Origin of the sequence: Actinomadura decatromicini (genome assembly GCF_008121305.1) — a bacterium.
In the GTDB taxonomy this organism is placed as follows: domain Bacteria; phylum Actinomycetota; class Actinomycetes; order Streptosporangiales; family Streptosporangiaceae; genus Spirillospora; species Spirillospora syzygii.
Genome location: NZ_VSRQ01000013.1, coordinates 152,232 through 177,961, shown reverse-complemented (window position 1 = coordinate 177,961; position 25,730 = coordinate 152,232). Strand labels below are relative to the sequence as shown.

The 25,730-nt window shown below is 70.4% G+C and carries 25 protein-coding genes and 1 pseudogene; 16 read left to right on the top strand and 10 right to left on the bottom strand.

Features of this window, described 5'->3' with window-relative positions; all coding sequences use genetic code 11:
* Positions 1-325: 325 nt before the first annotated feature.
* Both FXF68_RS40430 and FXF68_RS40425 read right to left on the bottom strand, forming a co-directional pair.
* A complete protein-coding gene (locus tag FXF68_RS40430; RefSeq protein WP_246179205.1) occupies positions 326-2,044 on the bottom strand; it encodes a GAF domain-containing sensor histidine kinase in 1,719 nt (572 codons plus the stop codon).
* 49 nt (positions 2,045-2,093) lie between these two features.
* Complete coding sequence (locus tag FXF68_RS40425; RefSeq protein ID WP_148768108.1) at positions 2,094-3,104, bottom strand: Acg family FMN-binding oxidoreductase; 1,011 nt, start codon at positions 3,102-3,104, stop codon at positions 2,094-2,096.
* A 193-nt stretch (positions 3,105-3,297) separates the two neighbouring features.
* On the opposite strand from FXF68_RS40425, the gene FXF68_RS40420 reads away from it, so the two are divergent.
* Positions 3,298-3,972 (top strand): response regulator transcription factor, encoded by a 675-nt coding sequence (locus tag FXF68_RS40420; RefSeq protein ID WP_148768107.1) that lies wholly within the window; start codon positions 3,298-3,300, stop codon positions 3,970-3,972.
* 5 nt (positions 3,973-3,977) lie between these two features.
* Positions 3,978-6,608 carry a cation-translocating P-type ATPase gene (locus tag FXF68_RS40415; RefSeq protein WP_148768106.1) on the top strand — a complete coding sequence of 877 codons (2,631 nt, stop codon included), beginning with the start codon at positions 3,978-3,980 and terminating at the stop codon, positions 6,606-6,608.
* A gap of 22 nt (positions 6,609-6,630) precedes the next feature.
* Here FXF68_RS40415 and FXF68_RS40410 read toward each other — a convergent pair whose 3' ends face one another.
* A complete protein-coding gene (locus tag FXF68_RS40410; RefSeq protein WP_148768105.1) occupies positions 6,631-7,482 on the bottom strand; it encodes an SAM-dependent methyltransferase in 852 nt (283 codons plus the stop codon).
* A 285-nt stretch (positions 7,483-7,767) separates the two neighbouring features.
* Between FXF68_RS40410 and FXF68_RS40405 the strand changes: the two genes are divergently transcribed.
* Both FXF68_RS40405 and FXF68_RS40400 read left to right on the top strand, forming a co-directional pair.
* On the top strand, positions 7,768-8,781 hold the full coding sequence (locus tag FXF68_RS40405; RefSeq protein WP_148768104.1) for a methyltransferase: 1,014 nt from the start codon (positions 7,768-7,770) through the stop codon (positions 8,779-8,781).
* Between the two features lie 15 nt (positions 8,782-8,796).
* A complete protein-coding gene (locus FXF68_RS40400) occupies positions 8,797-9,729 on the top strand; it encodes a LysR family transcriptional regulator (RefSeq protein WP_148768103.1) in 933 nt (310 codons plus the stop codon).
* 42 nt (positions 9,730-9,771) lie between these two features.
* On the opposite strand, the gene FXF68_RS40395 is transcribed toward FXF68_RS40400, so the two are convergent.
* Positions 9,772-10,722, bottom strand: a complete 951-nt coding sequence (locus FXF68_RS40395) for a LysR family transcriptional regulator (protein ID WP_148768102.1) — start codon at positions 10,720-10,722, stop codon at positions 9,772-9,774.
* Between the two features lie 188 nt (positions 10,723-10,910).
* On the opposite strand from FXF68_RS40395, the gene FXF68_RS40390 reads away from it, so the two are divergent.
* From FXF68_RS40390 to FXF68_RS40380, 3 genes are all read left to right on the top strand, one after another.
* Positions 10,911-11,480 carry a snapalysin family zinc-dependent metalloprotease gene (locus tag FXF68_RS40390; RefSeq protein ID WP_148768101.1) on the top strand — a complete coding sequence of 190 codons (570 nt, stop codon included), beginning with the start codon at positions 10,911-10,913 and terminating at the stop codon, positions 11,478-11,480.
* 166 nt (positions 11,481-11,646) lie between these two features.
* The gene (locus tag FXF68_RS40385; RefSeq protein WP_222870332.1) at positions 11,647-12,546 is read left to right on the top strand and encodes an HTD2 family dehydratase; all 900 of its coding nucleotides are present in this window, start codon (positions 11,647-11,649) and stop codon (positions 12,544-12,546) included.
* A gap of 162 nt (positions 12,547-12,708) precedes the next feature.
* Entirely contained in the window at positions 12,709-13,503 is a 795-nt protein-coding gene (locus FXF68_RS40380; RefSeq protein ID WP_148768100.1) for an MBL fold metallo-hydrolase, read from the top strand.
* A 58-nt stretch (positions 13,504-13,561) separates the two neighbouring features.
* On the opposite strand, the gene FXF68_RS40375 is transcribed toward FXF68_RS40380, so the two are convergent.
* A complete protein-coding gene (locus FXF68_RS40375; RefSeq protein WP_148768099.1) occupies positions 13,562-14,734 on the bottom strand; it encodes a S1 family peptidase in 1,173 nt (390 codons plus the stop codon).
* A 104-nt stretch (positions 14,735-14,838) separates the two neighbouring features.
* Here FXF68_RS40375 and FXF68_RS40370 point away from each other — a divergent pair, with 104 nt between their 5' ends.
* On the top strand, positions 14,839-15,690 hold the full coding sequence (locus FXF68_RS40370) for a DUF72 domain-containing protein (RefSeq protein WP_148768098.1): 852 nt from the start codon (positions 14,839-14,841) through the stop codon (positions 15,688-15,690).
* A 331-nt stretch (positions 15,691-16,021) separates the two neighbouring features.
* The gene (locus tag FXF68_RS40365) at positions 16,022-16,618 is read left to right on the top strand and encodes a CBS domain-containing protein (protein WP_148768097.1); all 597 of its coding nucleotides are present in this window, start codon (positions 16,022-16,024) and stop codon (positions 16,616-16,618) included.
* A gap of 15 nt (positions 16,619-16,633) precedes the next feature.
* Here FXF68_RS40365 and FXF68_RS40360 read toward each other — a convergent pair whose 3' ends face one another.
* On the bottom strand, positions 16,634-17,194 hold the full coding sequence (locus tag FXF68_RS40360) for an HU family DNA-binding protein (RefSeq protein ID WP_148768096.1): 561 nt from the start codon (positions 17,192-17,194) through the stop codon (positions 16,634-16,636).
* 81 nt (positions 17,195-17,275) lie between these two features.
* Positions 17,276-18,079 carry an SAM-dependent methyltransferase gene (locus tag FXF68_RS40355; RefSeq protein WP_148768095.1) on the bottom strand — a complete coding sequence of 268 codons (804 nt, stop codon included), beginning with the start codon at positions 18,077-18,079 and terminating at the stop codon, positions 17,276-17,278.
* 454 nt (positions 18,080-18,533) lie between these two features.
* On the opposite strand from FXF68_RS40355, the pseudogene FXF68_RS40350 reads away from it, so the two are divergent.
* Positions 18,534-19,749, top strand: a pseudogene (locus FXF68_RS40350) (IS3 family transposase).
* A gap of 30 nt (positions 19,750-19,779) precedes the next feature.
* A complete protein-coding gene (locus tag FXF68_RS40345) occupies positions 19,780-19,884 on the top strand; it encodes a DUF397 domain-containing protein (RefSeq protein ID WP_148768094.1) in 105 nt (34 codons plus the stop codon).
* Between the two features lie 110 nt (positions 19,885-19,994).
* On the opposite strand, the gene FXF68_RS40340 is transcribed toward FXF68_RS40345, so the two are convergent.
* Positions 19,995-20,624, bottom strand: coding sequence for a TetR/AcrR family transcriptional regulator (locus tag FXF68_RS40340; protein WP_148768093.1), 630 nt, complete (start codon positions 20,622-20,624; stop codon positions 19,995-19,997).
* A gap of 138 nt (positions 20,625-20,762) precedes the next feature.
* On the opposite strand from FXF68_RS40340, the gene FXF68_RS40335 reads away from it, so the two are divergent.
* The 4 genes from FXF68_RS40335 to FXF68_RS44890 are packed head-to-tail and all read left to right on the top strand — an operon-like array spanning position 20,763 to position 23,203.
* Positions 20,763-21,518: an SDR family oxidoreductase gene (locus tag FXF68_RS40335; RefSeq protein WP_214617018.1), complete on the top strand. Its 756-nt coding sequence runs from the start codon at positions 20,763-20,765 to the stop codon at positions 21,516-21,518.
* A 57-nt stretch (positions 21,519-21,575) separates the two neighbouring features.
* Positions 21,576-22,340, top strand: coding sequence for an SDR family oxidoreductase (locus FXF68_RS40330; protein ID WP_148768091.1), 765 nt, complete (start codon positions 21,576-21,578; stop codon positions 22,338-22,340).
* 41 nt (positions 22,341-22,381) lie between these two features.
* Positions 22,382-22,804 carry a nitroreductase family deazaflavin-dependent oxidoreductase gene (locus FXF68_RS40325; RefSeq protein ID WP_222870331.1) on the top strand — a complete coding sequence of 141 codons (423 nt, stop codon included), beginning with the start codon at positions 22,382-22,384 and terminating at the stop codon, positions 22,802-22,804.
* Between the two features lie 12 nt (positions 22,805-22,816).
* The gene (locus FXF68_RS44890; protein WP_425458666.1) at positions 22,817-23,203 is read left to right on the top strand and encodes a DUF6597 domain-containing transcriptional factor; all 387 of its coding nucleotides are present in this window, start codon (positions 22,817-22,819) and stop codon (positions 23,201-23,203) included.
* Between the two features lie 472 nt (positions 23,204-23,675).
* On the opposite strand, the gene FXF68_RS42885 is transcribed toward FXF68_RS44890, so the two are convergent.
* Positions 23,676-23,819 carry a hypothetical protein gene (locus FXF68_RS42885; RefSeq protein WP_187438362.1) on the bottom strand — a complete coding sequence of 48 codons (144 nt, stop codon included), beginning with the start codon at positions 23,817-23,819 and terminating at the stop codon, positions 23,676-23,678.
* A gap of 79 nt (positions 23,820-23,898) precedes the next feature.
* On the opposite strand from FXF68_RS42885, the gene FXF68_RS40315 reads away from it, so the two are divergent.
* The gene (locus FXF68_RS40315; protein ID WP_148768090.1) at positions 23,899-24,255 is read left to right on the top strand and encodes an MmcQ/YjbR family DNA-binding protein; all 357 of its coding nucleotides are present in this window, start codon (positions 23,899-23,901) and stop codon (positions 24,253-24,255) included.
* A 203-nt stretch (positions 24,256-24,458) separates the two neighbouring features.
* Here the strand turns inward: FXF68_RS40315 and FXF68_RS40310 are convergent, their stop codons facing one another.
* Positions 24,459-25,367 (bottom strand): hypothetical protein, encoded by a 909-nt coding sequence (locus tag FXF68_RS40310; RefSeq protein WP_148768089.1) that lies wholly within the window; start codon positions 25,365-25,367, stop codon positions 24,459-24,461.
* Between the last annotated feature and the right edge of the window lie 363 nt (positions 25,368-25,730).

The following is a 25,730-nucleotide window of genomic DNA, read 5'->3' as shown; positions in this document are numbered from 1 at the left end:
TGGCCGAGCCCGAACAGCTTGTCCAGGAACGCCCAGGCGAACACCCAGCCGAGCGCCAGCCGGGCCAGCGCCCAGACGTAGCGAGCGGCGGGCGACTCGGTCAGCGGCCGGGGCCGCACGACCCGGATCAGGGTGTCCCGTCCCACGTGGGTCTTGTGCTCGGAGAGCGCCATCGCCTCTCACCTTCCATCACATCGCTTTTTCTCTCACCTCCGACTCAACCGCGTGGCGGCCCCGCGCTGTAGGACCGTTCGGCGCACGATCGGCGGGACCAAGGTCCTCGGGAATGCGATGTCCGCAGGGCCGAACGGCCCTGCGCGCCTGGTCAGGCGTCCTTGAGCGGGACGCGCCAGACGATCAGCGTCCCGCCGTCCGGCCCCGGCCCGGCCGCGCACGAGCCGCCGAGGCCCTCGGCCCGTTCCGCCATGTTGCGCAGGCCGCTGCGGCGACCGCCCTCGCCGATGCCGACCCCGTTGTCCCGGACCCGGACGGTGACCTCGTCGCCGACGTCGACGCTCACCGTCGTCTCGCTCGCCCGCGCGTGCCGGGCGACGTTGGACAGCGCCTCCCGCACCACGGCCAGCAGATGCTCACCGGTCTCGTCGTCGACCACCGTGTCCAGCAGCCCGTCCAGCCTGACCGACGGCGCGAACCCGAGCTGCTCGGTCGCGGCGTCCACCAGCGCGTGCAGGCGGCTGCGCAGCGACTCCTCGACCTCGGGGCCCTGCAACGCGAAGATCGTCGAGCGGATCTGCCGGATGGTGTCGTCGAGGTCGTCCACGGCTCGCTGCACCCGGGCCGCGACCTCCTTGTGCTGGACGAGCTTCATCGCCGCCATCAACCCCATCGCGGTCGCGAACAACCGCTGGATCACCGTGTCGTGGAGGTCCTTGGCGATGCGGTCGCGGTCTTCCAGCAGGGTCAGGCGTTCGGCGTCGCGGCGCCGGTCGGCGAGCTCCAGCGCGACCGCGGCCTGCCCGGCGAACGCCTCCAGCAGCCGCTGCGTCCCCTCGGAGAACACCGCGCCGCCGGGCGCGTTGATCACCGACAGCACCCCGCGCGCGGCCGAGCCCAGCCCGAGCGGCACGACCAGCATCGGCCCGATCGGCACCTCGGGCGGGACGTTCGCCTCGCGCGCGGCCGGGTCGCCATCCGCGAGCCGCACCGCCGTGCCGTCCGCGAACACCGGGCCGGCGACCGAGTGGTCCAGCGGCACCCGCAGCCCTTCGAGCCCCTCGGCGCCCAGGCCGTGCGCGGCCTCGACGACGAAGCGTCCCGCGCCGTCCTCGGCCAGCGCGACCGTCGCGAGGTCGGCGTCGGCGATCTGCCTCGCGCGCTGCGCGACCAGCGCGGTCACCTCGTGCGGGTCGGTGCCCGACAGCAGCGCCGTGGAGATCTCCCCGGACGCCTCCAGCCACCGCTCCCGCCGCCGCGTCTCCTCATACAGCCGCGCGTTCTCGATCGCCACCCCGGCCGCCGTCGCCAGCGCCGTCACCACGACCTCGTCCTCCTGGTCGAACTCCCCGCCGCCCGCCTTCTCGGTCAGGTACAGGTTGCCGAACACCTCGTCCCGCACCCGGATCGGAACGCCCAGGAACGACCGCATCGGCGGATGGTTCGCCGGGAAGCCGTAAGAGTCGGGGTGCTCCCCCAGGTCGGCCAGGCGCAGCGGGCGCGGCTCGCGGATCAGGAGCCCGAGGATGCCGTGGCCGTGCGGCCAGTGCCCGATCGCCTCGATCTCGTCCTCACCGACACCGACCGTGACGAACTGGACCAGCCGCTCCCCCTCCTCAGCGATCACGCCCAGCGCGCCGTAACGGGCGTCCACCAGCGTGATCGCGGCCTCGGTGATCCGCCGCAGCACCGACTCCAGATCCAGCTCGCTGCCCACCGAGACCACGGCCTCCAGCAGCGCGTGCACACGGTCCCGCGTCGACCGCGCCGCCTCCAACCGCGCCTGCAACTCCGTCAGCAGATCGTCCAGTTGCAGCTGCGGCAAGATCAGCCGCGCTCTGTCCTGGCCGTTGTCAGGTCCCTCAACCACACCGCCAGTATTGCCGAGTCCTCCTGGAACGCCCCATCAGGGAGCGAAATCACGGCTCCTCGGTCAGCACCTCGTCGACGGGACGCCGGACGGTCGCGAGCGCCGCGCCCTCGGGCACGCCGAGCCGGAGCAGCATCTGCGGGTGCGCGTCGCCGCAGAACCGCGCCCGGACGAACTCGCGCAGCTCGGGAACCTGGAGCGCCTGCGTGTGGTACGCGGCGGCCAGGCCGTGCTCGGCCGCCCGCAGCAGGACGCGCTGGAGCGCCTGGCCCGCGTCCAGCCACGCGGCGGGCGTGTCGTCCCCGGTGACGAGCAGGACCACGAGGCCGGTCCGGGACGTCCCGGCGTCGCCGGACGCGGCCGGCTCCACGCCCCAGCCCTGCCCGCGCGCGAAGTCGCGGGCCGCGAAGTTCGGCTCGGTGCGCGGCGTCCGGCTGGGATAGGCGGCGTGCTGGACGCCGTCCCGCCGGGCCGTGGTCGGGGCGGGCGCCCAGCGGGCGATCTCCGCCGCGTACGCGGGCGTCCGGCGCTGGACGTGCTCGGCCGCCTCGGTCAGCGCGGCCAGCGCGCCGCGCACGTTCGGGTCCACGGCCTGGACGAGCCGGGCCCCCTCGCGCTCGGCCGCGTGCCGCAGCGCCGCCAGCACGCCCGCGCTCACCGGATCGTCCTGGAACCCGCCCCGGTGGCTGTGCCGGCGGCGGATCTGCGCGTACTCGCGCTCGACGTCCTCGTCGGGGCGCTCGGCGCCGGGCTCGGCGTGGACGTCGGCGAGCAGGTGCGGGCGGTCCGGGTCCGGCAGCGTCCGGACGACCGGCTCGAAGCCCTGCGCCCGCAGCGACAGCCGCAGGTTGTAGAGGGCGGCGCCGCAACTGATCAGCATCTCGCGCCCGGCCGGGTCGGCGACGCCGAGCCGCCGGTCGGGGTCGGCGCGCAGCGTGAGCCGCGCCCCGCGCACGCCGAACCGCCACGGCTGCGTGTTGTGCACGGACGGCGCCTGCACCGCGTCCTCGACCGCCTGCCGCACGGCTTCGCCGGTCTCCACGTTGTTCTTGGTCTGCATTTTCGCTCCTTCCCCCTGCCTCCAGACCACCAGCGGAAGCGGGACGGCGGCAGGGCCCAAGGTCCTTCATCCGGCCCGGGGCCCGGATCGGGACCTTGGTCCCGAGGGCGGGGGACGTCCGGCAAGCTGGGGAACAGGCCGAATGCGGGGTAGCGTCCTTGACGCCACCACTGAGCCGAGGGAAACGAACGCCATGACGGGCCAGACGCAGAACTCCGAGCCGATCCGAGTGTTCCTGATGGACGACCACGAGGTCGTCCGGCGCGGCGTGGCCGCGCTGCTGTCCGCCGAAGACGACATCGAGATCGTCGGGGAGGCGGGCACGGCCGCCGAGGCGCTCGCCCGGATCCCCGCCGCCCGTCCCGACGTCGCCGTCCTGGACGTCCGCCTCCCCGACGGCGACGGCGTCACCGTCTGCCGCGAGGTCCGCTCCCAGATGCCCGGACTCGCCTGCCTCATGCTCACCTCCTTCGACGACGAGGACGCCCTCTTCGAAGCGGTCATGGCGGGCGCCGCGGGCTACGTCCTCAAACAGATCCACGGCTCGGACCTGGTCGGCGCCGTCCGCACCGTCGCCACGGGCCAATCACTGCTCGACCCGCGCAGCACCGCGCGCATGCTGGAGCGCATCCGCACCCGCCAGGAGAAGAACGACCCGCTCAAGGGCCTCACCGACCAGGAACGCCACATCCTGGAACTCATCGGCGAAGGACTCACCAACCGGCAGATCGGCGAACGGCTCTTCCTCGCCGAGAAGACCGTCAAGAACTACATCTCCACCATCTTCGCCAAGCTCGGCATGAGCCGCCGCACCCAGGCCGCCGCGCTCGCCGCCCAGCTCAAAGCCGACTCGAACCGGCGCGACTGACCGCGATGACCACGGACGAGCCGCCGGACCTCCCGCCCTACCGCAGGCCCGCCGAGGACGTCGTCCGCGACCTCGGCGGCGACGCGGGGCGCGGGCTGACCGCCGCCGAGGCGGCGGCCCGGCTCGCCGCCGACGGCCCGAACGCGCTGCCCGCCGCGCGCGGCCGCGGCCCGCTCACCCGGTTCCTGCTCCAGTTCAACAGCCCGCTGATCTACGTGCTGCTGGCGTCGGCGGCGGTGACCGCCCTGATCGGCGAGCACGTGGACGCCCTCGTGATCCTCGGCGTGGTGGTCGTCAACGCCATCGTCGGCTTCGTCCAGGAGTCCCGGGCGGAGAAGGCGCTCACCGCCCTCGCCGCCATGACGCGGACGACGGCGAGGGTCGTCAGGGACGGCGCGTCGGCCGAGATCCCGGCGGCCGACCTCGTCCGCGGCGACCTGGTCGAGCTGGACGCGGGCGACAAGGTCCCCGCCGACCTGCGGCTGCTGCGCACCGACGAGCTGGCCGTGGACGAGTCCGCGCTGACCGGCGAGTCCGCGCCGGTCGCGAAGGACCCGGCGGCGCTGCCCGAGGTCGCCCTCGCCGACCGCGCCGCGATGGCCTTCTCCGGGACGCTCGTCGCCGCCGGGCGCGCCGCCGGACTCGTCGTCGCGACCGGCGCGGACACCGAGCTCGGCGGCATCGACCGGCTCGTCCAGACCACCGCGACCGTGCGGACGCCGCTCACCCGCAAGATCACCGAGTTCAGCAAGATCGTGACGGTCGCGATCCTGGCCCTCGCCGCGCTGACCTTCGCGATCGGCGTGCTGCGCGGACGCGGCGCGGCGGAGATGCTGACCGCCGCGGTCGCGCTCGCGGTCGGCGCGATCCCCGAGGGGCTGCCCGCGATCGTCACGATCACGCTGGCGCTCGGCGTCGCGCGGATGGTGCGGCGCGGCGCGATCGTCCGGCACCTGCCCGCCGTGGAGACGCTCGGCAGCACCACCGTCATCTGCACGGACAAGACCGGCACGCTCACCCGGAACCAGATGACCGTCACCGCCGCCACCGCGGGCGGGCGCGACTACACCCTCACCGGCACCGGCTACGCGCCCACCGGGGAGATCCAGCGGAACGGGAGTCCGGTGGACGTCGCCGGGCATCCCGTTCTGCGGGACGTCCTGCTCGCCGGGCTGGGCTGCAACGACGCGCGGCTCGTCCGCGAGGGCGACGAATGGACGATCACCGGCGACCCGACCGAGGGCGCGCTGGTCGTCAGCGCCGCCAAGGCGGGATTCGACCACGTCCCGTCCCGCGTCGCCGTCCTGCCGTTCAGCTCCGAGCGGCGCTTCATGGCCACGCTGCACGACGACGGGACCGTCTACGTCAAAGGCCCGGTCGAGCGCATCCTCGAACTCTGCGCCGACGCGGCCGGGCCCGACGGCGAGCCCGTCCCGCTGGACGCGGACGCCGTCCACGCCCGGGCGGAGGAGTACGGCGGGCAGGCGCTGCGCGTGCTCGCCTTCGCCCGCGGCCGGACCGGGGCCCGCGACCTGGACGAGCTGCCCCCGCTGACGCTCCTCGGCCTCCAGGCCATGCTGGACCCGCCGCGCGCCGAGGCCGCCGACGCCGTCCGGACCTGCCACGCCGCGGGCGTCGAGGTCAAGATGATCACCGGCGACCACGCGGCGACCGCCCGCGCCGTCGGCGAGCGCGTCGGGCTGCGCGGCGACGTCATGACCGGCGCGGAGCTCACCGCCGACGTGCCGCCCGAGCGCGTCCGGGCCACCGCCGTGTTCGCCCGCGTGTCGCCCGAGCAGAAGCTCCGCCTCGTCCGCACGCTCCAGGACGGCGGCCACGTCATCGCGATGACCGGCGACGGCGTCAACGACGCCCCGGCCCTCAAACAGGCCGACATCGGCGTCGCGATGGGCCGCACCGGCACCGACGCCGCCAAGGAGTCGGCCGACATGGTGCTGACCGGCGACGACTTCGCCTCCATCGAGAAGGCCGTCGAGGAGGGGCGCGGCGTCTTCGACAACCTGGTCAAGTTCATCGTGTGGGCGCTGCCGTCCAACGTCGGGCTCGGCCTCGTGCTGGTCGCCGCCATCGTCGCCGGGACCGCGCTGCCGATCCTGCCGCTCCAGGTGCTGTGGCTGAACATGACGGCGGTGCTCGTCCTCGGGCTGCCGTTCGCCGTCGAGCCGAAGGACGAGCACATCATGACCCGGCCGCCGCGCGACCCGTCGCTGCCGCTGATCTCGCGGGCGATGACCGTCCGGATCCTGCTGGTGTCGGCGATCCTGCTCGCGGGCGCGTTCGGGCTCCAGCACTGGGAGCGGGCGCACGGCGCGTCCCCCGAGGTGGCGCAGACGATCGTCGTGAACGTGTTCGCGCTGACGCTGCTGACGTACCTGTTCAACTGCCTGTCGCTGGACCGTCCGCTGCTCTGGACCGGCGTCCGCCGCAACCCGTGGGTGGCCGTCAGCGCGCTCGCCCTCGCCGGGCTCCAGGCCCTCTACACCTACACGCCCGGCATGAACGACGTGTTCCACTCCGCTCCGCTGGGCGGCGCCGCGTGGGCGCGCATCGTCGTCATCGCCGTCGTCTCCTACGTGGCGGTCGAACTGCTCAAGCTGGTCCAGCGGAGACGCTGACCCCGGCGGTTCTCCGGCCGGGTCAGGGCTTGCGGGCGACCGCGCCGTAGCCGTGGACGTGCTCCGGTTCGAGTTCGCCGACCAGGTCGGGCCGCCAGCGCGAGATGGACACGAGGCCGGGCTCGACCATCTCCAGGCCGTCGAAGAGGCGGCCGATCTGCTCGACGCTGCGCAGGTTGTAGGGCAGCGCGCCCGACTCGGCGTACTTCTCGGTGCTGCGCCTGGCCTCCTCGGACGTGTCGGTGCAGTCCCACACCACCAGGAAACTGCCCGACGGGACGCCCGCCATGGTCTCGGCCACGACCCGCCTGGTGGCCTCGTAGTCCGGGGAGAACCCGAGGACGCCCATGAACATCACCGCGATCGGGCGGCTGAAATTCAGCACGTTCGCCGCCTCGGCGAGAATCTGCGCGGGATTGTGGAAATCGGCGTCGAGATACCCGGTGACGCCCTCGGGGGTCGTCCCGCGCATCAGCGCCCGCGCGTGCGCCAGGACCATTGGGTCATTGTCGACATAAACGACACGGGAATCGGGCGCGACGAGCTGCGCGACCTGGTGGGTGTTGGACTCGGTCGGCAGCCCCGCGCCGATGTCGAGGAAGTTCCGGATCTTCTCCTCGGTCGCCAGATAGCGCACGGCGCGGTTCAGGAACCGGCGGCCCTGCCGCGCCTGGCGGATCAGCTCGGGGTTCAGCGCGGCGGTCGCGTCCCCGACCTCGCGGTCGACCTCGTAGTTGTCCTTGCCGCCGAGCCAGTAGTTCCACGTCCGCGCCGGGGAGGGGATGTCGGTCCGGAACCGCGCCTGGACGTCCTCGGGCAGAGCGGGAGACGGGCTGGCGGATCGGCCACCGGGGGCGGCGCCGGACGGGGGCATCGTCGACTCCTCGTCTCGTCGGTCGGGATCCCGCGCCCCACCGCGCTCCACCGGCGGCCGAGGAAATCCAACCCGTCGATCGTATACGACTTTTAGACACCGTCTCATTTCACGTGGAGTCGGCGGCAAAAGGCGAGGTTACAGGGCCGGAGCCAGGAATGGAGCGTTCCGGTACGGACTCGCGCACATTCTGTGCCGATGCGCGGCGCTCGCCGCGCGAGCGTGCCATCGGCGCCCGGGGATAACGTTCGGGGCGTCGCGGAGAACGTCGATCGAGGAGGCACCGTGGAACAGGAGGAGTCCCGGTGGGGCGGGGAGCTGTGGGCGGCGGCCGACCTGGTCACGCCGATGGCCGTCCGGGTGGCGGCGACGCTGCGGCTGGCCGACCACATCGCCGCCGGACGGCGGACCCCCGAGGCCCTGGCCGCCGTGGTCGACGCCGACCAGGACGCCCTGCGGCGGCTGCTGGCGCACCTCGTGACCGCCCGCGTCCTGTCCCAGGCGGCGGACGGCTCCTATGCCCTGACCTCCCTGGGAGAGCAACTCCGCGACGACGCTCCCGGCGGCGTGCGCCCCTGGATCGACCTGGAGAACGCCATCGGACGCGCCGATCTGTGCTTCGTCGAACTGCTGCACACCGTCCGAACCGGAGAGCCCGCGTATCCGCGAAGGTTCGGCCGCCCGTACTGGGACGACCTCTCCGCGAACCCGGCGCTCGGAGCGTCGTTCGACGCCCTGATGGGCTCCCGGCTGGCGGCGGACGCGCCCGTCGCCGCCACCGCCTACCCCTGGGGCGACCTCGGCCACGTGGTCGACGTGGGCGGCGGGAACGGCAGCCTGCTGATCGCCGTCCTCCGCGCCCATCCGTCCCTGCGCGGGACGGTGGTCGACCTCCCCGGCCCGGCGGCGCGCGCCGCCGAGGCCATCGCCGCGGCCGGGCTGAGCGACCGCGCCGACGCGCTGCCGGGCAGCTTCTTCGACACCCTTCCGGCGGGGGCGGGCGGCTATGTGCTCTCGGGCGTCCTCCACGACTGGGACGACGAGCACGCCGCCCGCGTCCTGCGGCGGTGCGCGGAGGCCGTCCCGGAGACGGGGAGGGTGCTCGTCCTCGACCACATCGCCGACACGGCGGACGCCCCGCCCGACACCGAGGGAGACCTGCGCATGCTCTGCTACGTCCGGGGCCGGGAGCGCACGCTCGGACAGCTCGGCGAGCTGGCGGGGTCGGCCGGGCTGAAGGTCGACGCGGTCGTCCCGGCGGGGCCCCGCTCGATCGTCGACATGCGTCCGGCCGGATGAGCTGGATCGCTCGCCATGGAACTGGAATTCCGGCATCTAAGGGTCGTCCTCGCGTTGGTGGACACCGGCTCCCTCACGGGAGCGGCGGCCCAACTCGGCATCACGCAGCCCGCCGTGTCGGAGTCCTTGCGCCGGGCGGAGCGGGTCGCGGGCGGCGCCCTGTTCCAGCGGGGCGCGCACGGCGCGACGCCCACGCCGCTGGGTGAGCTGGTCGCGGCGCACGCGCGGAACGTCCTCGACTCGCTGGCCCGGTTGAAGGCCACCGGATCGGCGCTGCGGCTGAGCTGCACGCCCTGCACGCTGCAGCCGCACCTCGTCGTCGTCGCGGCGGAGGCGCTCGGGACGGCCGTGGACGTGCGCGCGACCCCCGCCCGCGCCGCGCCCGTGGAACTCGTCGCGGACGGGCGCGCGCACGCCGTCCTCGCGACGGACTTCCCCGGCCACGAGCATCCCGGGCTTCCCGGCGTGCGGCGCACCCCGGTCGCGGACGAGCCGCTGTTCGTCGCCGTCGCCGAGGACGGCCCGGCGGCCGGTCCCGGGGAGGCCGCCCTCGCGGAGTTGGCCGACCTCACCTGGGCGGTGACGTCCGCCGGGGACCACCGCCGCGCCTACCTCCTCGACGTCCTCACCCGCGCCGGGATCCGCGCCAGGGTGCGGACGGTCGACTTCGGGGCGGCGTACGGGCTGGTCGAGCTGGGCCGGGTGGTGCTCCCCGTCATGCCGGGCACCAGGCCGCGCGCGGGCATCGCGCTCCGCGCGCTCGCGGGCACCCCGCTGGTTGTGCGGACGAGCCTGTTCTGGCGGGCGGACGGCCCGCTCCGTCCGGACGACGTCCGCAGCCTCCGCGACCGGCTGGCGGACGCGCAGCACACCCTGGTCGAGCGGACCCCGCCCTACCGCGAATGGCTCGCCGACCACCCGGACTGGCGGACCACCCCCTCAGCCTGACGCCGGACTCAGCCAGACGCCGGACTCAGCCTGACAACGGGCTCAGCCTGACGCCGAGCCCAGCCAGCCGTCATGGCGGTCGAACCAGCCGGGCAAACGGCTCCGCGTCCGCGCCGCCCGCCGGTACAGCCGGACCAGTTCGGCGGCGACGCGCTCCGCCTGGGCACGGCACGGGGACGGCGCCAGCAGCACGTGCCGCAGCCGGAGCGGCGTGCCGCGCACCTCCGCCGCCGGGCCCGGCACGCCGCCGCGTCCGGTGAGGGCCTGGACCAGCGTCACCACGGGGTCGCCGCGCCGCACCGTCTGCGCCGCGCTGAGGAGGGCCGGGGTGCGGATCAGCGGCATCCGCAGCCCGGCGGCGGTGCACACGTCCCTGACATGCCCGGCGCATTCGTCGCCGTCGTGACGGTCCATCAGCCACACGAATTCCACCAATTCGGCCAGCTCGACCACGCCATTGTGCTCGATCTCCGGCGGCACCGTGACGAACACCGGCTCAAAGCCGACCTCGATCAGCTCGACGCCTTCGGGGACGAAGCATTCCCTGCCGGGAAAGTCGATGTGCATGATCAGGTCGAGTTCGCCGCCGAGGAGCGCGGCGACGGCCTCGGCGCGGTTCTCCACGACCACGAGGTCCACCGGCCGCTCCGGCGCCGCCCTGGACGCCGCCTCGCCGAGGAAAGCGGCAGGCCCGGTCGGCAGGGCGCCGATCCGCAACTGCGGCCGGTCGCGCAGGGCGCGCATCGCGCGGGCCAGATCGTCCAGGTCGGCGAGGATCGCCCGGGCCCGCTCCAGGACGGCCTCGCCCAGCGGCGTCGGCGCCACACCCTGCGGCGTCCGGTCGAACAGCGTGCCGCCGACGGCGTCCTCGATCCGGCGGAGCTGGGCCGTCAGCGCGGGCTGCGAGGCGCCGAGCCGGGACGCGGCCCTGGTGAGGCTGCCGTCCGCGCTGATCGCGTCGAGCATCCTCAGATGGCGGACCTCAAGCTCCATGCCGGGATTATGCGCCCACCTCCTCGTCCTCGCCATGCGACGGCTAAAAGCGGGCCATCAATAAATGTTATGGGAATTTGTGATGTTCGCTACCGGTCGTTATCCGGTTACCCTCCATCGAGCCGGTGCGTCGCCGAACACGGGGGAACCGGCCGGTCATTACCGTCCATCGGGAAAGGAGCCGGAAGTTGTCCCCACCCAGATTCATCGTCGCGATGCTCGCCGGCGTCGCCGCGCTCGTCCTCACCGGCACGCCGAGCGCGTCCGCCGTCTCTCCGCCGGCGGCGGTGCGGACGATCTACTACGACTCGAGCCGGGCCGCCGAGCTGAGCTCCCTCGTCGACCAGGCGGCCGACATCTGGAACACGCGCGTCACGTCCGTCAAGCTGGAGAAGGGCCAGGCGGGCATCTCGGTCAGCACCGCCCAGAACGGGCCCGCTCCCGGGATGGCGAGCTGCGTCGGCTGCACCCGCGGGACGATCACCTTCTACCGCAACCAGATCCAGCAGTCCGGCGCGGGCCCGCTACGCGTGGTCGTGCACGAGCTCGGGCACATCCTCAGCCTCGAACACCCGCCGGACATCGGGAACTGCGACAAGGTCATGGCCGGCGGACGGTGCGACAACCCGTACCCGAACGCCGACGAGGTCGCCGCGGTCCAGCGCTTCTGGAGCGGCGTCCTGCGGCCAGCGCGGCCCGCGCCCCGGCACGCCGACGAGCGCTCGACGCTCGGCGCGCCCGCGCTGGCGAGCCGGTAGCACGTCCGCGGTTCCGTCACGCGGGGACGGTCAGGGACCCCGCCTCCCGCGTGACGGCTCGGTGCCCCCGTCCGGTAGGGCGGGGGCACCGAGCATGCCCGGGTGCGGCCGAACCTAGGATTTGAGGTTCGCTACGGGCCTGTGGCCAGGGGAAAGGGCGGACGTCATGGCGATGGATCACTGGGAACCGCACACCGTGACCGGTGCGGAGGTGGTGCGGCCCGGTCGGGTCGCGGCGCTGGCGGCGCTGTTCGACGACGGGCTGCCCACGCCGGGGCTAGGGGACGTCCTGCCGCGCCTGTGGCATTGGGTCGCGCTGCCGCACTGGCCGGTGTCGTCGGAGGTCGGGCCGGACGGGCATCCGCTTCGTGGAACGTTCCTTCCGCCCATCGAGCTGCCCCGGCGCATGTTCGCCGGAGGCGAGGTCGAATTCCACGGCGATCTGCGGGTCGGGGAGACCGTCCGCCGGGAGTCGACGGTGGAATCGGTGAAGGAGAAGAGCGGGCAGTCCGGGGCGTTGGTGATCGTGGCCGTCCGGACGCGCCTTTTCGGCGACGGCGGCGAACTGCGCGTGGACGAACGCCAAGACCTGATCTACCGCGACGCCGACGCCTCCCGCTCCTCCGGCGAGTTCGCGGCGGTGGAGCGGGCGGCGGAATTGCGGCCGGTCGGGCGTCCGCTGCGTCGTGCGGACGCCTGGGCCTGGGACTTCTCCACCGACCCGACTTTGCTCATGCGTTTCTCCTCAGCCACCGCCAACGCTCATCGCATTCACTACGACTGGCCGTACGCGACGCGGGTCGAGGGATATCCCGGGCTCGTCGTGCACGGCCCGCTGATGACGCTCACGCTGGCCGAGACATTCCGGCTCGAACGTCCGGACGACGAGATCTCCCGGCTGACCCACCGCAACAAGGCGCCGCTTTTCTGCGGCCAATCCGCGTCGGTGCGAGGCCGTCCCACGGCGGACGGCGTGGAACTCGACCTCCTGGGTCCGGCGGGGACGGGCGTTCGCACCGCCGTCACCGTCGTCTCGTCCGGCGGGAAGGCCGTTCAGGCGAGCTGAGTCGCGGTCGGGGCCCCGTGGTTGCCGCTGAGCCCATCGGGTACGTGATCACCATCCGCATCCGATCAAGCGCGAAGAGTCATCGACGACTCGCGGGGACGGGCCTGGCGGGCCCCGGGCTCGCGGGCCCCGCGATGGCTCCAGCAGCGAAAGGGCCCAGCAGTGAAGCTTCAGTTCGTCGGGACGGGGTCGATCCTGACCGCCCGGATGAGCGCGTCCGCGCTCATCGACGGCAAGGTCCTCATCGACGCGCCGAACGGCTCCATGAAGGCGATGCGGCGGGTCGGCCTCGATCCGTCCGCCGTCGACATCTGCGTGATCACGCATTTCCACGCCGACCATTTCTTCGACATCGTCTTCCTGCTCCTTGAGCAGGGGCTCCAGCACACCCGGGACCGCGACCTCGTCCTGATCGGCCCGGAGGGTTTCTCCGGGCGCGTGGACCAGCTCTTCGAACTCAGCTACCCCGGCGTCTGGAAGGACATCAAGGGCAAGGTCTCGCCCCGCTACATCGAATTCGGCGAGGAGGGCGGCGAATGCTCCGAGGGCGGCTACGAGTTCCGCGCCCTCCCGATGAAGCACGCCGTTCCGACGCTCGGATACCTCATCACCGACAAGGCGGGCGCGCGCCTCGGATACACCGGGGACACCGTCCACTGCCCGTCCGTCGACACGCTGGCGGCGGAGAGTTCGGTGCTCGTCCTCGACACGTCCTTCCTGAAGGGACGGGTCGGCCACATGGGGCTCGACGACGTTGAGGCGATAGCGACTCAGCGCCCGGAACTGCACCTCATCGCCACGCATCTCGGGGACGAGGTCACACGCTCCTCGCGTCCGAACATCGTCTTCCCGGTCGACGGGCAGAGTTTCGACATCACGCCGCAGGGCCTCCAGATCGGCGCCCCGCCCGCGAAGAACGAACGCCCCGACCATTCCACGCTGGGACTCCCCCTCTGAGGGGTTCTCTGAAAGAGGCCGGTCCCGGGAGTTTGGGACCAGCCTCTTCCCGGAACGGCTACGACACCTCGGCGTCGAAGGCTTGAAGCGGTTCGGTCACCGGCTGGAAGAAGGTGACGCCGCCGGACTGGCAGTCGCCCGATCCGCCGGAGGTGAGGCCGAGCGCGGTGCTCCCGGCGAAGAGCGGCCCGCCGCTGTCGCCCGGCTCCGCGCAGACCGTCGTCTGGATCATGCCGGTGACCGTCCCCTCGGGGAAGTTCACCGTCGCGTTCGTGGCGGTCACGTTGCCCGTGTGGACGCCGGTGGTGCTGCCGCTGCGCGCGACCTCCTGCCCGACGACGGCCTCGCCCGCCTCGGTGATGTCCTGCGCCTGCCCGTTGTAGAGGTTGACCGAGCCCTCACCGGCCGCGTCCGCCTGGACGAGCGCGAAGTCGTTCCCGGGGAAGCTGCTCTGGACGGTGGTCCCGAGCGCCTCGGCGCCCTGCTGGTCGGCCGTCCAGGCCCGGACCTCGTTTCCGCAGTGCCCTGCGGTGAGGAAGAAGTCCGCGCCGCCGCGCGTGACGTTGAAGCCCAGCGAGCAGCGGATGCCCTGCCCGAAGATCGCGTCGCCGCCGAGCGCCAGGGTGCGCAGGCGGCCCGGGATGCGGACCATGCGGACCGCCGTCCCCATCCCCGCCGTCGCCCGGCGGACGGCGGCCATCCGCGTGCCGGTGACGGAGTCGTCCGTCCAGACCGTCACCTTGGACGTGGCGGGGTCGACCGCCCACCCGGTGCCCGGAACGCCCGACGTCGACCGGCGGAGCGCCGCCGTCATCCGGTTGAGGGACGCCGGGCCGCGCTCTAGCGTCTTCGGCACGGCGCCGGCCCGCCGCACCATGGCGGCGTCCGAGGCGTTGGTCACGGTGACGACGGGCCGCCCGGCGGAATCGAGGTAGGAGCCCGCCGTGCGTTCACCGAGCCGGTCGGCGAGCCTGACCGCCAGAGCCGCGGCCGCTCCGTTCCCAGCGCCCGGCGTCCCGCCTCTCACGCCTCGCCGTCCGTTGTCCGCGGCCCGCCTGTCGAGCTTCGCCGCCTGCTCGCCGGTCAGCGTGGCCTGCCGACCACCGGACCGGTCCGGCGGCTGCACCGCGTACAGCGCACCGGCGAGGAGCCCGGCGGATCCCGCCGCGGCCACGGTGCCGACGACCGCTGCGCGCAGGCGGCTCTTCCTGGCGTGGTTCCGGCGTCTCATGGGGGTCCTCCAAGGTCCGACGTCCCGAACTAGGGGGAGGTACGCGGCGCCGGGCGGAGGGAGTTCAAGTGCGGATCGACGCACAGGTCGGTAGCGTCGGCCCCATGCGGCTTCATGTGGGATGCGCGATGTGGGCCCATCCGCCGTGGCAAGGACGGTTCGTGCCGCATCCGCTGCCACCCGCGGAGCGGCTCCGCGCCTACGCGAGCTGGTGCGACGCCGTCGAAGGCAACACGACGTTCTACGCGACGCCGTCCCGGACCACGGTGGAGTCGTGGGCCGAGCAGACGGTGCCGGACTTCCGGTTCGTCGTCAAGCTGCCGAAGACGATCACGCACGAGCGGCGGCTGGCGGACTTCGACGAGGAACTCCGGACATTCCTCCACGCCATGGAGCCCCTCGGCCCGCGCGCACACGCGCTCTGGGTGCAGTTGCCGGGTTCCTTCGGCCCGGCGGACCTCGGGACACTCGCGGGTTTCCTGCGCCGCCTGCCCGGCGCCCACCGTTACGCGGTCGAGGTGAGGCACCGGGCGTTCTTCGAGGACGCCCGCTGCGCGCATGACCTCGAACGGGTCCTGGCCGGGGTCGGCGCTGAATGGGTGCCGTTCGACACCACCATGTTCTTCCAGGGCCGTCCGACCAGCGACGCCGAACGCGACGCCTGGACGAAGAAGCCGCGCGTCCCTCGCCGCTCGGCGGCACTGACAGACCGTCCCATCGTCCGCTATCTGGGACGCGACGACACCGAGCGGACGGTCGAGGGCTGGCGGTTCTGGGTCGCCAAGACGGCGGAGTGGCTGCGCGAGGGCCGTTCACCGACCATCTTCATCCACACTCCCGACAACTCCGAGGCCCTTCCCTTGGCCCGCCGCTTCCACGACGAGGTAAGAGAACAACTCCCGTCCCTGACTCCCCTCCCAGAACCAGAACAAATAGGCCCACCCACGTTGTTCTAAAGCCCGATCGCCTACCAACGAACGGACTCGAAACGCCCTCCCTTCACCGACGGCCCGGCGCCCTGCCCGTCTCGAGCGCGACCGTCTGCAGTTGCAACGGCATCACCCACCCTCCTCCCCCGCCGGATCCTGCACCGCCACTGCCCGGAAGCGAGTTTCACCGGTTACCGGGCACCGGGATAGTCGATGTCGCGGCTGAGGCGTGACCAGTTCGCAAGGCTTGCGGGACCCACACAGCGTGATCCTGGACGTGGCGGCTGCGGGGATCGAGGATCAGGGATGTTCTGGACGGGTAGGTGAACGGCGTCCTCGCCGGAAGGAGACAACGCCCATGCTGGTCCGGGAGGCGATGACCTCGCCCGTCGTCACGATTCCGCGGACGGCGACCGTCCGCCAGGCGATCCGCGTCCTGCACGAGCACGACATCACCGCGCTGCCGGTCGTGGACGACTCCGGACGCCTGGCCGGGATCGTCAGCGAGATGGACCTTCTGCGCGGCGTGTTCGAGCACGACCCGAGAGCGTTCGCGCGCCCCGTCGCCACCACGTCGTCGCCCGCCCCGCGCCTGGTAGGGGACGTGATGACCCACGACGTGGAGATCGCGCGCCCCGGCACGGACGTCGCCGTACTCGCCGAGACGATGATGAAGACACGGATCAAGAGCGTCCCGGTGCTCGCGGGCTCCGACATCGTCGGCATCGTCAGCCGCCGGGACCTGATCGCGATCCTGGCCCGCGACGACGCCCGCATCCGCGACGACGTGCTCGCCGCGATCGCCGAGTACGGTCCACACGACGTCCGCTGGGACGTGTCGGTGCGGGAAGGCGTCGTCGAACTACGCGGCCGGGCGGACGAGCCGGGACAGCGGATCGCCGACGTCCTCGCCCGCACGGTCCCCGGCGTCACCCGCGTCTCGATCCGCGAATGACGCCGAGCCGCCACGCTACTTACCGACTTTGACGGCCTTCGACGCCTTACCGACCTTTCCAGGCTTGGCAGCCGCCTTCGCCTTACCGGGTCGCTTCGTCGCCTTCGCAGCCCCCTTCTCCCCCTTGGGCTTCTCCAAGCCCTTCTTGGCCTTCTTCCCACCCTTGACGCCCTTGACGGTCTTGGATTCCTTGACGGCCTTACCGTCCTTGGATTTCTTCGACGGGACCTTCTCGGCGACAAGCGCGACCACCGGCTCCGGAACCGGAACCGGAGCGGTCTGCTCCTCTGGGACGGACACGCTCTGCCCGACCCGGTTCCGGAACGTCTGCCCGACCCGGAACCGCGGCACCTCGGCGGCGGACACCTCGATCGGAAGGCCGGTGCGCGGGTTGCGGGCCTTCCGGGCCGGACGCGACGCGCGGTCGAACGTCCCGAACCCGGTGATGATGACGCGTTCCCCGGCGGACACCCGCTCCATCACGGTCTCGACCACGGCGTCCACGTGCCTCCGCGCGGCGGCCTCCTCGCTTCCCGCGCGCTCCGCCACGGCCCTGACCAGTTCGCTGCGGTTCATGCGCCATGCCCTTCATGTGGCGATATGTTCAGGTCAGCGTAAACCGGCGCGCTGACCTGGGACCGGATATCCGCCGCAGAGTCAGCGTGTCTTGAGCCCGACGCCCCCGAGCATCCCGATCTCGGCGGCCGCGGGCTCGCGCCCGCACCGCCATCGCGTCACCGGCACGAACCCGGGATCGACCAATTCGAGCCCGTCGAAGAACCCCCGAATCTCCTCCTCCGAACGAAGCAGATAGGGGACGGCCCCGGTATCCCGATATCGCTGGTTGGCCTTCCTGTGCGCCGCACTCACACTGACACTGTCCGCGAGGACAAGGTGACTACCAGGCACAAGGCCGTCCAACAACTGCTTCACGATCGACCGCGCGTCCTCATATTCCTGGACGTGCCCGAGAACGCCGATCAGCATCAACCCGACCGGCTGAGAGAAATCCAGCACCGTGGCCGCGGCCTGAAGGATCTCATCAGGCCGATGCATGTCGGCATCGACGAAGTCGGTCACCCCCTCCGGTGAACTGGCGAGCAGGGCCCGCGCATGGGTCAACACCAGAGGGTCGTTGTCGACGTAAACGACCCGGCATTCGGGTGCCACGCCCTGCGCGATCTCATGGGTGTTCTGCAGCGTCGGCAGCCCTGTCCCGACGTCCAGAAACTGCCGAACACCCGCCGCGCCAGCCAGATACCGCACGGACCTGGCGAGAAATCGACGTCCAGCGCGAGCCACGTCCACGATCTCCGGATAGAGCTGCCTGTACTGCTCCCCCGCCTCACGGTCGACCGGATAACCATCCTTCCCGCCGAGCCAGTAGTTCCAGACACGCGCCGAATTCGGAACGCTCGTGTCGAACCCCTTCGGTGCCCGCTCGTCAGTACCGCCGGTCATGCGCCGCTCCGTCCATCCACCGCGGCCACCGCCCACCGCGAAACCGGTACTACGCCCCGTATACCCCACAACCCCCCACCAAGCCACCCAAACCCACGATCACTCCCACCCCAACTCCCCCACCTCAAACCCGCCCCACCCCAACTCATCCGCCTGCCATCCCTACGGCAGCCCGTCATGCGCCGGTCCAGGCGCGGCCGGTCGTCGGGCAGGCACCGCCAGACTCCAGGACGACCTCACGCCGGAACCAGTCCCGCCACGCGATAGAGCGAGAACGCCCCCTCCAGAGCACCGTCCCAGCCGTAAGCGCCCAGACCCAACGGGCCCGGACCCCAGAAAGAAGAGGACGAAGAAGCAGAAGTGAAAGAGACCCACTAACCCCCCTGGGACCTCACCCCTGAATGTGGACACCTTGGAGACTGGATCTTGAGGTCCAGGGGAAGAGATGTCGCTGATGGCTTTGAAGAATTACCCGGAGGAGTTCAAGGCCGACGCCGTGGCCTTGTATCTGTCGGACCCGTCCAAGACCTACAAGCGGGTCGCTGAGGATCTGAGGATCAACCGGGCGACGCTGCGGGAGTGGGTGCTGACAGCGCAGCGTAACGGCACCGCGGGCCTCGCGCCGCGCAGGGCCGGCAAGTCGGCTGCTGGGGGCCAGGTAGCCTCGCCGGACGTGTTGGAAGAGGAGAACAAGCAGCTCAAGGCCCGGATCGAGGAGCTGGAGCTGGACGCGACATCCTGCGGAAAGCCGCGAAGTTTTTCGCGGGCGAGACGAACTGGTGAGCCGTTTCGAGTTCGTTGAGGACCACAAGCACGCCTACGGCGTGAAGCGGCTGTGCCGGGTGCTGGAGATTGCTCGGTCGTCGTTCTACCGGTGGCTGGCCGCCGCCCCGGCCCGGCTGGCCCGCCGCAAGGCCGACGACGACCTGGCGGCGAAGATCCGGAAGATCCACCAGGCCGAGAACGGCACGTACGGGTCCCCTCGGGTGACCGCCGAGCTGCACGACCAGGGGCTGCGGGTGAACCACAAGCGGGTCGCCCGGGTGATGCGCGAACGCGGCATCGTCGGGCTGCACCTGCGCAAGAAGGTCCGCACCACCGTGCCCGAGCCATCGGCGACGCCGGTCCCGGACCTGCTGCGGCGCGACTTCACCGCCGAGCAGCCGAACCACAAGTACGTCGGCGACATCACGTATCTGCCGATCGGGGACGGGAAGTTCCTCTACCTCGCCACGGTCCTGGACCTGGGATCACGCCGGCTGGCGGGCTGGTCGATCGCCGACCACATGCGCACCGAACTCGTCGTGGACGCACTCGATGCCGCCGCCCGCACCCGCGGCGGCACCCTGGCCGGGGCGATCTTCCATAGCGACAACGGCGCGCAGTACTGCAGTCAGGAGTTCGAGGAGGCATGCCGCCGCCTGGGCGTCACCCGTTCCCGCGGCGCGGTCGGCACGAGCGCCGACAACGCCGCCGCCGAGGCCTTCAACGCCACGCTGAAGCGCGAGACGCTGCAAGGCGCGCACCGATGAACCTCGGCCCGCGACGCCCGCCTGGCCGTGTTCGGGTGGATCACGAGATACAACACCCGGCGCCGCCACTCGGCACTCGGCCAGATGTCACCAATCAACTACGAGAAAATCGCAGGTAGCCTCGCTACCGCTGCCTGAGATCGGTGTCCACATTCAGGGGCGAACGCTTTGCCCGAGGGCGTCGGCATCCGCGACAGCAAACACCTCAACGCCGGACATATCACTCTTGACCGGGACGCCTTCCTGGCCCTGCTGGCCCACATCAAGGGCTGATCCCCCGGTCGGTTCGAGACCCGTGAGGTGGGCTCGATCAGCGGGCCATCGGGTGCCGGGCGTCCGGAACGTGAGCAGTAAGCGGAAGGTCGGCGGTTCACCCGCGCCCGTCAGGTGTGTTCTTGGGGATGCTCGGCTTGGGCTCGGAACGAGCGCAGGTGGGCGAACGCGGCGTCGAGGGCGATGCGGAGCGGTTCGATGTTTTTGTGGGTCTTGGCGAGAAGCAGCCCGCCTTGGAGACCGGCGAATACCACCGTGGCCAGTTGCTCGGGGTCGGCGTCCGGGACGAGCTGACCGCGTGCTCGCATGCTCTCCAGGCCCTTCACCAGATACTGCTCCCACGTCGAGAAACAGCCGGCGAGGTCGGCTCGGGCCGCTTCGTCGCGGGCGGCGAGCTCGCCGGCGAGGGTGCCGATGGGGCACCCGGGAAGGTCGTGCACCTGGTTCTCGGTGACGAACATGTCGAGCCAGCGGCGGATCCCCGCCCAGCTGCCGAGGTCGGTGAGCATGGACATCTGCGCGTCCAGCACACGCTCGAAGCGGTCCGCGATCACGGCACGGACCAGGTCGTCCTTGCCGGAGAAGAAGTGGTACAGCTGGCTCTTGCTCACCCGGGCCCGGGCGATGATCCGGTCGACGCCCGCGCCTCTGACGCCCTGGTCGTCGATCAGCGCGTCGGCCGCCTCGACGATCCGGTCGCGGCTGCGCCGCCCGCGGTCGGTGGTCGGTTCGTGAGCCATGGTCGCCACTGTAATCGAATTGGACGGATCCGTCCAGTCCGATTACAGTGGACGAATCCGTCCAGTCCGTGCGGGATGACTGTTCCCTGCCCGGCCACAGGCGGTATCTCACCGGCAACCGAACCATGGAGTATCGACGTGACCACAGCCAGCTCGCCCCGCACCGCTCTCATCACCGGTGGCACCACCGGTATCGGCCTGGCCACGGCCCGTGTGTTGCGCGATGAAGGGTTCGCCGTGGTCGTCACCGGCCAGAACCCCGACACCCTGGCCGCCGCTGAAAAGACACTGGGCGACGGTGTCATCGTCCGGCGCGCCGATGCCCGCCGCCCCGAGGACGGCCACGCCCTCGCCACCGAGGTCAAGGATCGGTTCGGCAAACTGGACCTGGTGTTCCTCAACGCGGGCATCGGCCGGTTCGCGCCGATCGAGATCCTCGACGAGGCGTTCTACGACGAGCACTTCGACGTCAACGTCAAAGGACAGCTCTTCACGCTCCAGCATGTGCTTCCCCTGCTCGGCCGCGGTAGCGCGGTGATCTTCAACAGTGCGCTGGGGGCGGAACTCGGCCAGGCCAACTGGTCGGTCTACAGCGCCACGAAGGGGGCTTTGGTCTCCCTGGCCCGCACCCTGGCGGTCGAGCTGGCACCCCGGGGCATCCGCGTCAACGCCATCGGCCCGGGCCCGGTGGACACGCCCGCCTTCGGCAAGCTCGGCCTGCCGACCGGTGCGCTCGACGGATTCCGGACGGACATGGCGTCCCGGATACCGCTGGGCCGCATCGGCACCGACGAGGACGTGGCCCGCACGGTCGCCTTCCTGGCCTCGCCCGCGGCCGGCTTCATCACCGGGGTGAACCTTCTGGTGGACGGCGGCCTGGCCGCGAGCGCCTGAACACCATCCTGCAGCCCAACCGCATTATCTGGCGATCAAGAAACCAAGGAGAGCGAAATGGCCCGAGCAACATCCCGTCCGGTCGCGCTCATCACCGGCGGTACGACCGGTATCGGCCTGGCCACGGCCCGTGTGTTGCGCGATGAAGGGTTCGCCGTGGTCGTCACCGGCCAAAACCCCGACACCCTGGCCGCCGCCGAGAAGACAATGGGCGACGGTGTCATCGTCCGGCGCGCCGACGCCCGCCGCCCCGCCGATGCCCACACCCTCGCCGCCGAGGTCGAAGACCGATTCGGAAAACTGGACCTGGTGTTCCTCAACGCGGCCGTGGCGCGATCCGCGCCGCTCGAAGCCGTCGACACGGCGTTCTACGACGAGCACTTCGATGTCAACGTCAAAGGACAGTTCTTCACCCTGCAGCGTGTCCTGCCCATGCTCGGCGCGGAGAGCAGCGTGCTTTTCAGTAGTTCACGCATCGCCACGCGCGCCTTTCCCGACTGGTCGGTCTACAGCGCGACCAAGGGTGCCTTGCTGGCGCTGGCACGGGCGCTGGCGATCGAGCTCGCCCCTCGGGGTATCCGGGTCAACACCATCAGCCCCGGGCCCATAGACACCCCCGCCCTGAGCAAGCAAGGACTGCCCCCGGAAGCGGTCGACGGCTTCCGGGCGGACATGGCGTCCCGTGTGCCGCTGGGCCGCATCGGGTCCGATGACGAAGTGGCCCGCACGGTCGCCTTCCTGGCCTCCCCTTCCGCCGCCTACATCACCGGAGCGGAGATCGTCGTCGACGGAGGCATGTTCGCGGGCCTTTCCGCCGCTTGAAACCCCACCACGCTTCGGCCCACTCCGCAGGGGGAATCGACATGGACAAGCACGAACTGGACGCCCAGAACAGCCAGGTCATCAAGGAATTCAGAGCACGGGACGGCAAAGTCGGGGGCATGTTCGAAGGGATGCCGTTGCTCCTGCTCCACCATGTGGGCGCCAAGACAGGCGCGCAGCGGACCAACCCAATGACGTACCAGCGGCTCGATGACACCAGTTTCGCCGTGTTCGGCTCCAACGACGCCGCACCCGCTCATCCAAACTGGTACCACAACCTTCGCACCCATCCCAGAGTGACCATTGAAGTGGGAAACCAGACGATCGACGTCCTCGCCCGTGTCGCCGAGGGAGCCGAGCGCGAAAGGATCTGGTCGAGGCAAAAAGAACTCAACCCGCTCTTCGCCGAGTTCGAACGGCGCACAACGCGAGAAATCCCAGTCGTCGTACTCGACGCATTCTGACTACAGTGAGTCGTGTCGGGCCGTCTCTATTTGGTCCGGCACGACGGGGCGGCGTCGAGGGGTGGCGGCCGGCCTCGTCAACGGCCGGACGGCCTTGACCTCGATGCCGCTCGGGCGCTGCAGTGCGAAGATGACGTAGTGGAGTCTTACGTTGAGCGTCCGCCCTTGCCGAAATTGGCGGGGGTGGTGCGGACGGTCTGGATCCAGCACACGGGTGAGGCGGCGTACGTACAACGGCACCTGCCCACAGGCGGGGTCGAGATCCACTTTCCGATCGGTGGCCGTCCTCAGCTGGTCGGTCCGCTGACCGGTCCGGAGATCGAGGTCCTTCCGGCGCACACCACGATCGTGGGTGTGCGGTTCCAGCCGGGGACGGCACCGCCCCTAAATCGCAGGTAGCCTGGCTACCGCTGCCTGAGATCGGTGTCCACATTCAGGGGCGACCCCCCCAGACCACCCCGCTCAGATCACTCCAACCAGGCAGGTCACGCACCCAGGCGCGCCACCAAGGACATCCCCACTCAGGTCTCCCACCCAGGTCTCCCACTCGGGTCTCCCACCCAGGACGCCCGCCCCGGACACCCACCCAAGCCCCCGCTCGGGTCACCGCCTGGAGGCACCACGCCTAGGCAAACCCGCCCCGGTGACCTCACCCAGGTGACCTGACCCAGCCCACCCACATCACCCAGATCGCCTCAGTCTGGCCATCTCCGCCTGGTTCATCCCATTCCACTGCCCACTAGCCCGTTCCACTCTTGCCGGACAACGGAGCACATGGGTACGCGCCATCACGCCCACCGCCAGTCCCAGGCGACGCCCGACAAGTAGCCCTCCGCCGGAGGCTGCGTTATGAGTCGCGGCGGGCGATAGGTCAGGCGGGAAGCACCCGTGCTGGCAGGGGCAGGCCCGGCAAGGTGAGCATGTCGGTGGCACGTTCGACCAAGAGCGTGACGTCCGCCGCGCGGATCAGCGCATTGCAGCAGGGTATGGTGCTCGCCAGCATGGTGACCTGCACCGTTGTCACCCACGACGCGAGGGCACAATCACCTACACAATCAAACCCTCCCTCAGATCGCAGCTACTCAGGAGTTGGAATGAACGACCTGGACACGATGGCTCGGATACGAGAAGCCTGCCTAGAGTTGCCAGAGGTGGTCGAAAAATCGTTCGGCGGGCACACCGCACCTTCTTTCCGTGTCCGGGACAAGCTGTTCGTAATGACCAGCGAGGACGGCCTCTACATGACTTTCAAAGCTGGCCCCGGCGTACAAGAAGCCCTCATAGCAGAAAGCCCTGAACGCTTCTTTGTCCCAAAGTATGTCGGCAGCAAAGGCTGGGTAGGCGCGCGCCTCGACGTAGAGCAAGACTGGGATGAGTTGGCAGAACTCATCGAGGAGAGTTACCGACTCATTGCACCGAAACGCTTGGTGAACCTCCTAGATCGCGAGTAGTTGCCACCGCCGTCGCCAATGCTCAACTCCTCATATCTTTCGCTTGCGCGCCAGAGGCATGCTAGCCGCGCGGAACGTATAACCCCAATTCAGCACAGGCGGGTCGCGTCCAGTATCACCACCTTCGACATCTAAGGCCCGGCAGATCGATAGACCGGCAGTTGATTCTCACTGGAATCTCTGCTCGACTCTTCCGCCTGCGTTTACCTCCACTGTCGGCGATCCAGTGCAGCCAATCGGGCGGATATGCGGTTCATCGTGGAATCGTTTGGCGTCCAGCCTCGCTGAAGCAGTGCGGTCAGAAGCGCCTCCAGATAGGGTGCCGGCTTGTAGCGGAAGTCTTTGGTGACGGGAAGGATTTCCCATCCCATCTCCTGGGTCAGCCAGGCTCGACGCCGCGCGTCATGTGCTCGGGCCGTGGCACCCGTGTGATGGCGTTCGCCGTCGTATTCGAGTCCGACGCGGAACTCCGGATATCCGAGGTCGACGTACGCGCACCGATCGGCTGAGCTCCTTACAGGTATCTGGGCGCGCGGACGGGGGAAACCGGCGCTCACGACTGCGACGCGGATCCAACTCTCGCCAGGGGACGCCGCCCCGCGATCACCGAGACGGATGACCTGTCGCAGCCTCTTGTTGCCTCGATATCCCGGGAGCGCTCGGGCCATTGCCATGAGTTCGTCGGTCTCTACATCACGCCTAAGGAACTGGTCGAGTGCCGCCACCGCTTCGTAGCGGGGAAGCCAACGGGCACAGTCCAAGGCCGTTCGGGGCAGGGAGGTGAGGCGCACACCCGATTGCTCCTCGACATGGCACTCGGGAAGTTGCACGTTATCGGCGGTAATCGGTGCCGGCGGGTCTCCGGAGGTGCTGGGGGTTATGAGTTCGACGTCCCAATCAGCCTCTTTCGCTCCCGGCGGTAAAACGTCGAGGCCCCAGATCCAGGCGGCAGTGCGTCGTGCTACCACGACCTGATCAGGCAACAGGTTGCTGAGTGCTGCGGCTCGCGCGGCCAGCGATGCTCCTTTGATCGGGACGAAGTAGACACCGTCCCCGATAGGAATGATCGAATCGCCGGCAGTTCGGCTCCAGGTAAGGCTGATTCCGTTCATGGGAACGATGATGCTCGCCCCGGCCTCCGCCCCGGAAGACCGCGGGGAAATGTGGATAACTCTGAATCACCGCAGGTCAGCGAACCGCATGCCGCCAAGATGATCTCGCTCCCGGCTGAAGATCCGCCGAGGCGTGATTGTCTCGGGTCGTGGCCGACGCCATGGACGGCCTGTGAAAGGCGACGCTGATCGCTGTCGTTGAACATCGACCCGGCGGCGGCCCAAGCCAGCGAAGTAGGTCACTTACGGGGAGGCGGCATGGTGAAGGTGACAGTCAAGGACGGCGATGGCAGCGGAATGTCCACCGACGCATGGTCGGGTCGTGGTCGCGGACGGAAGGGGCGATCGCGGCCGGCGGGGCTG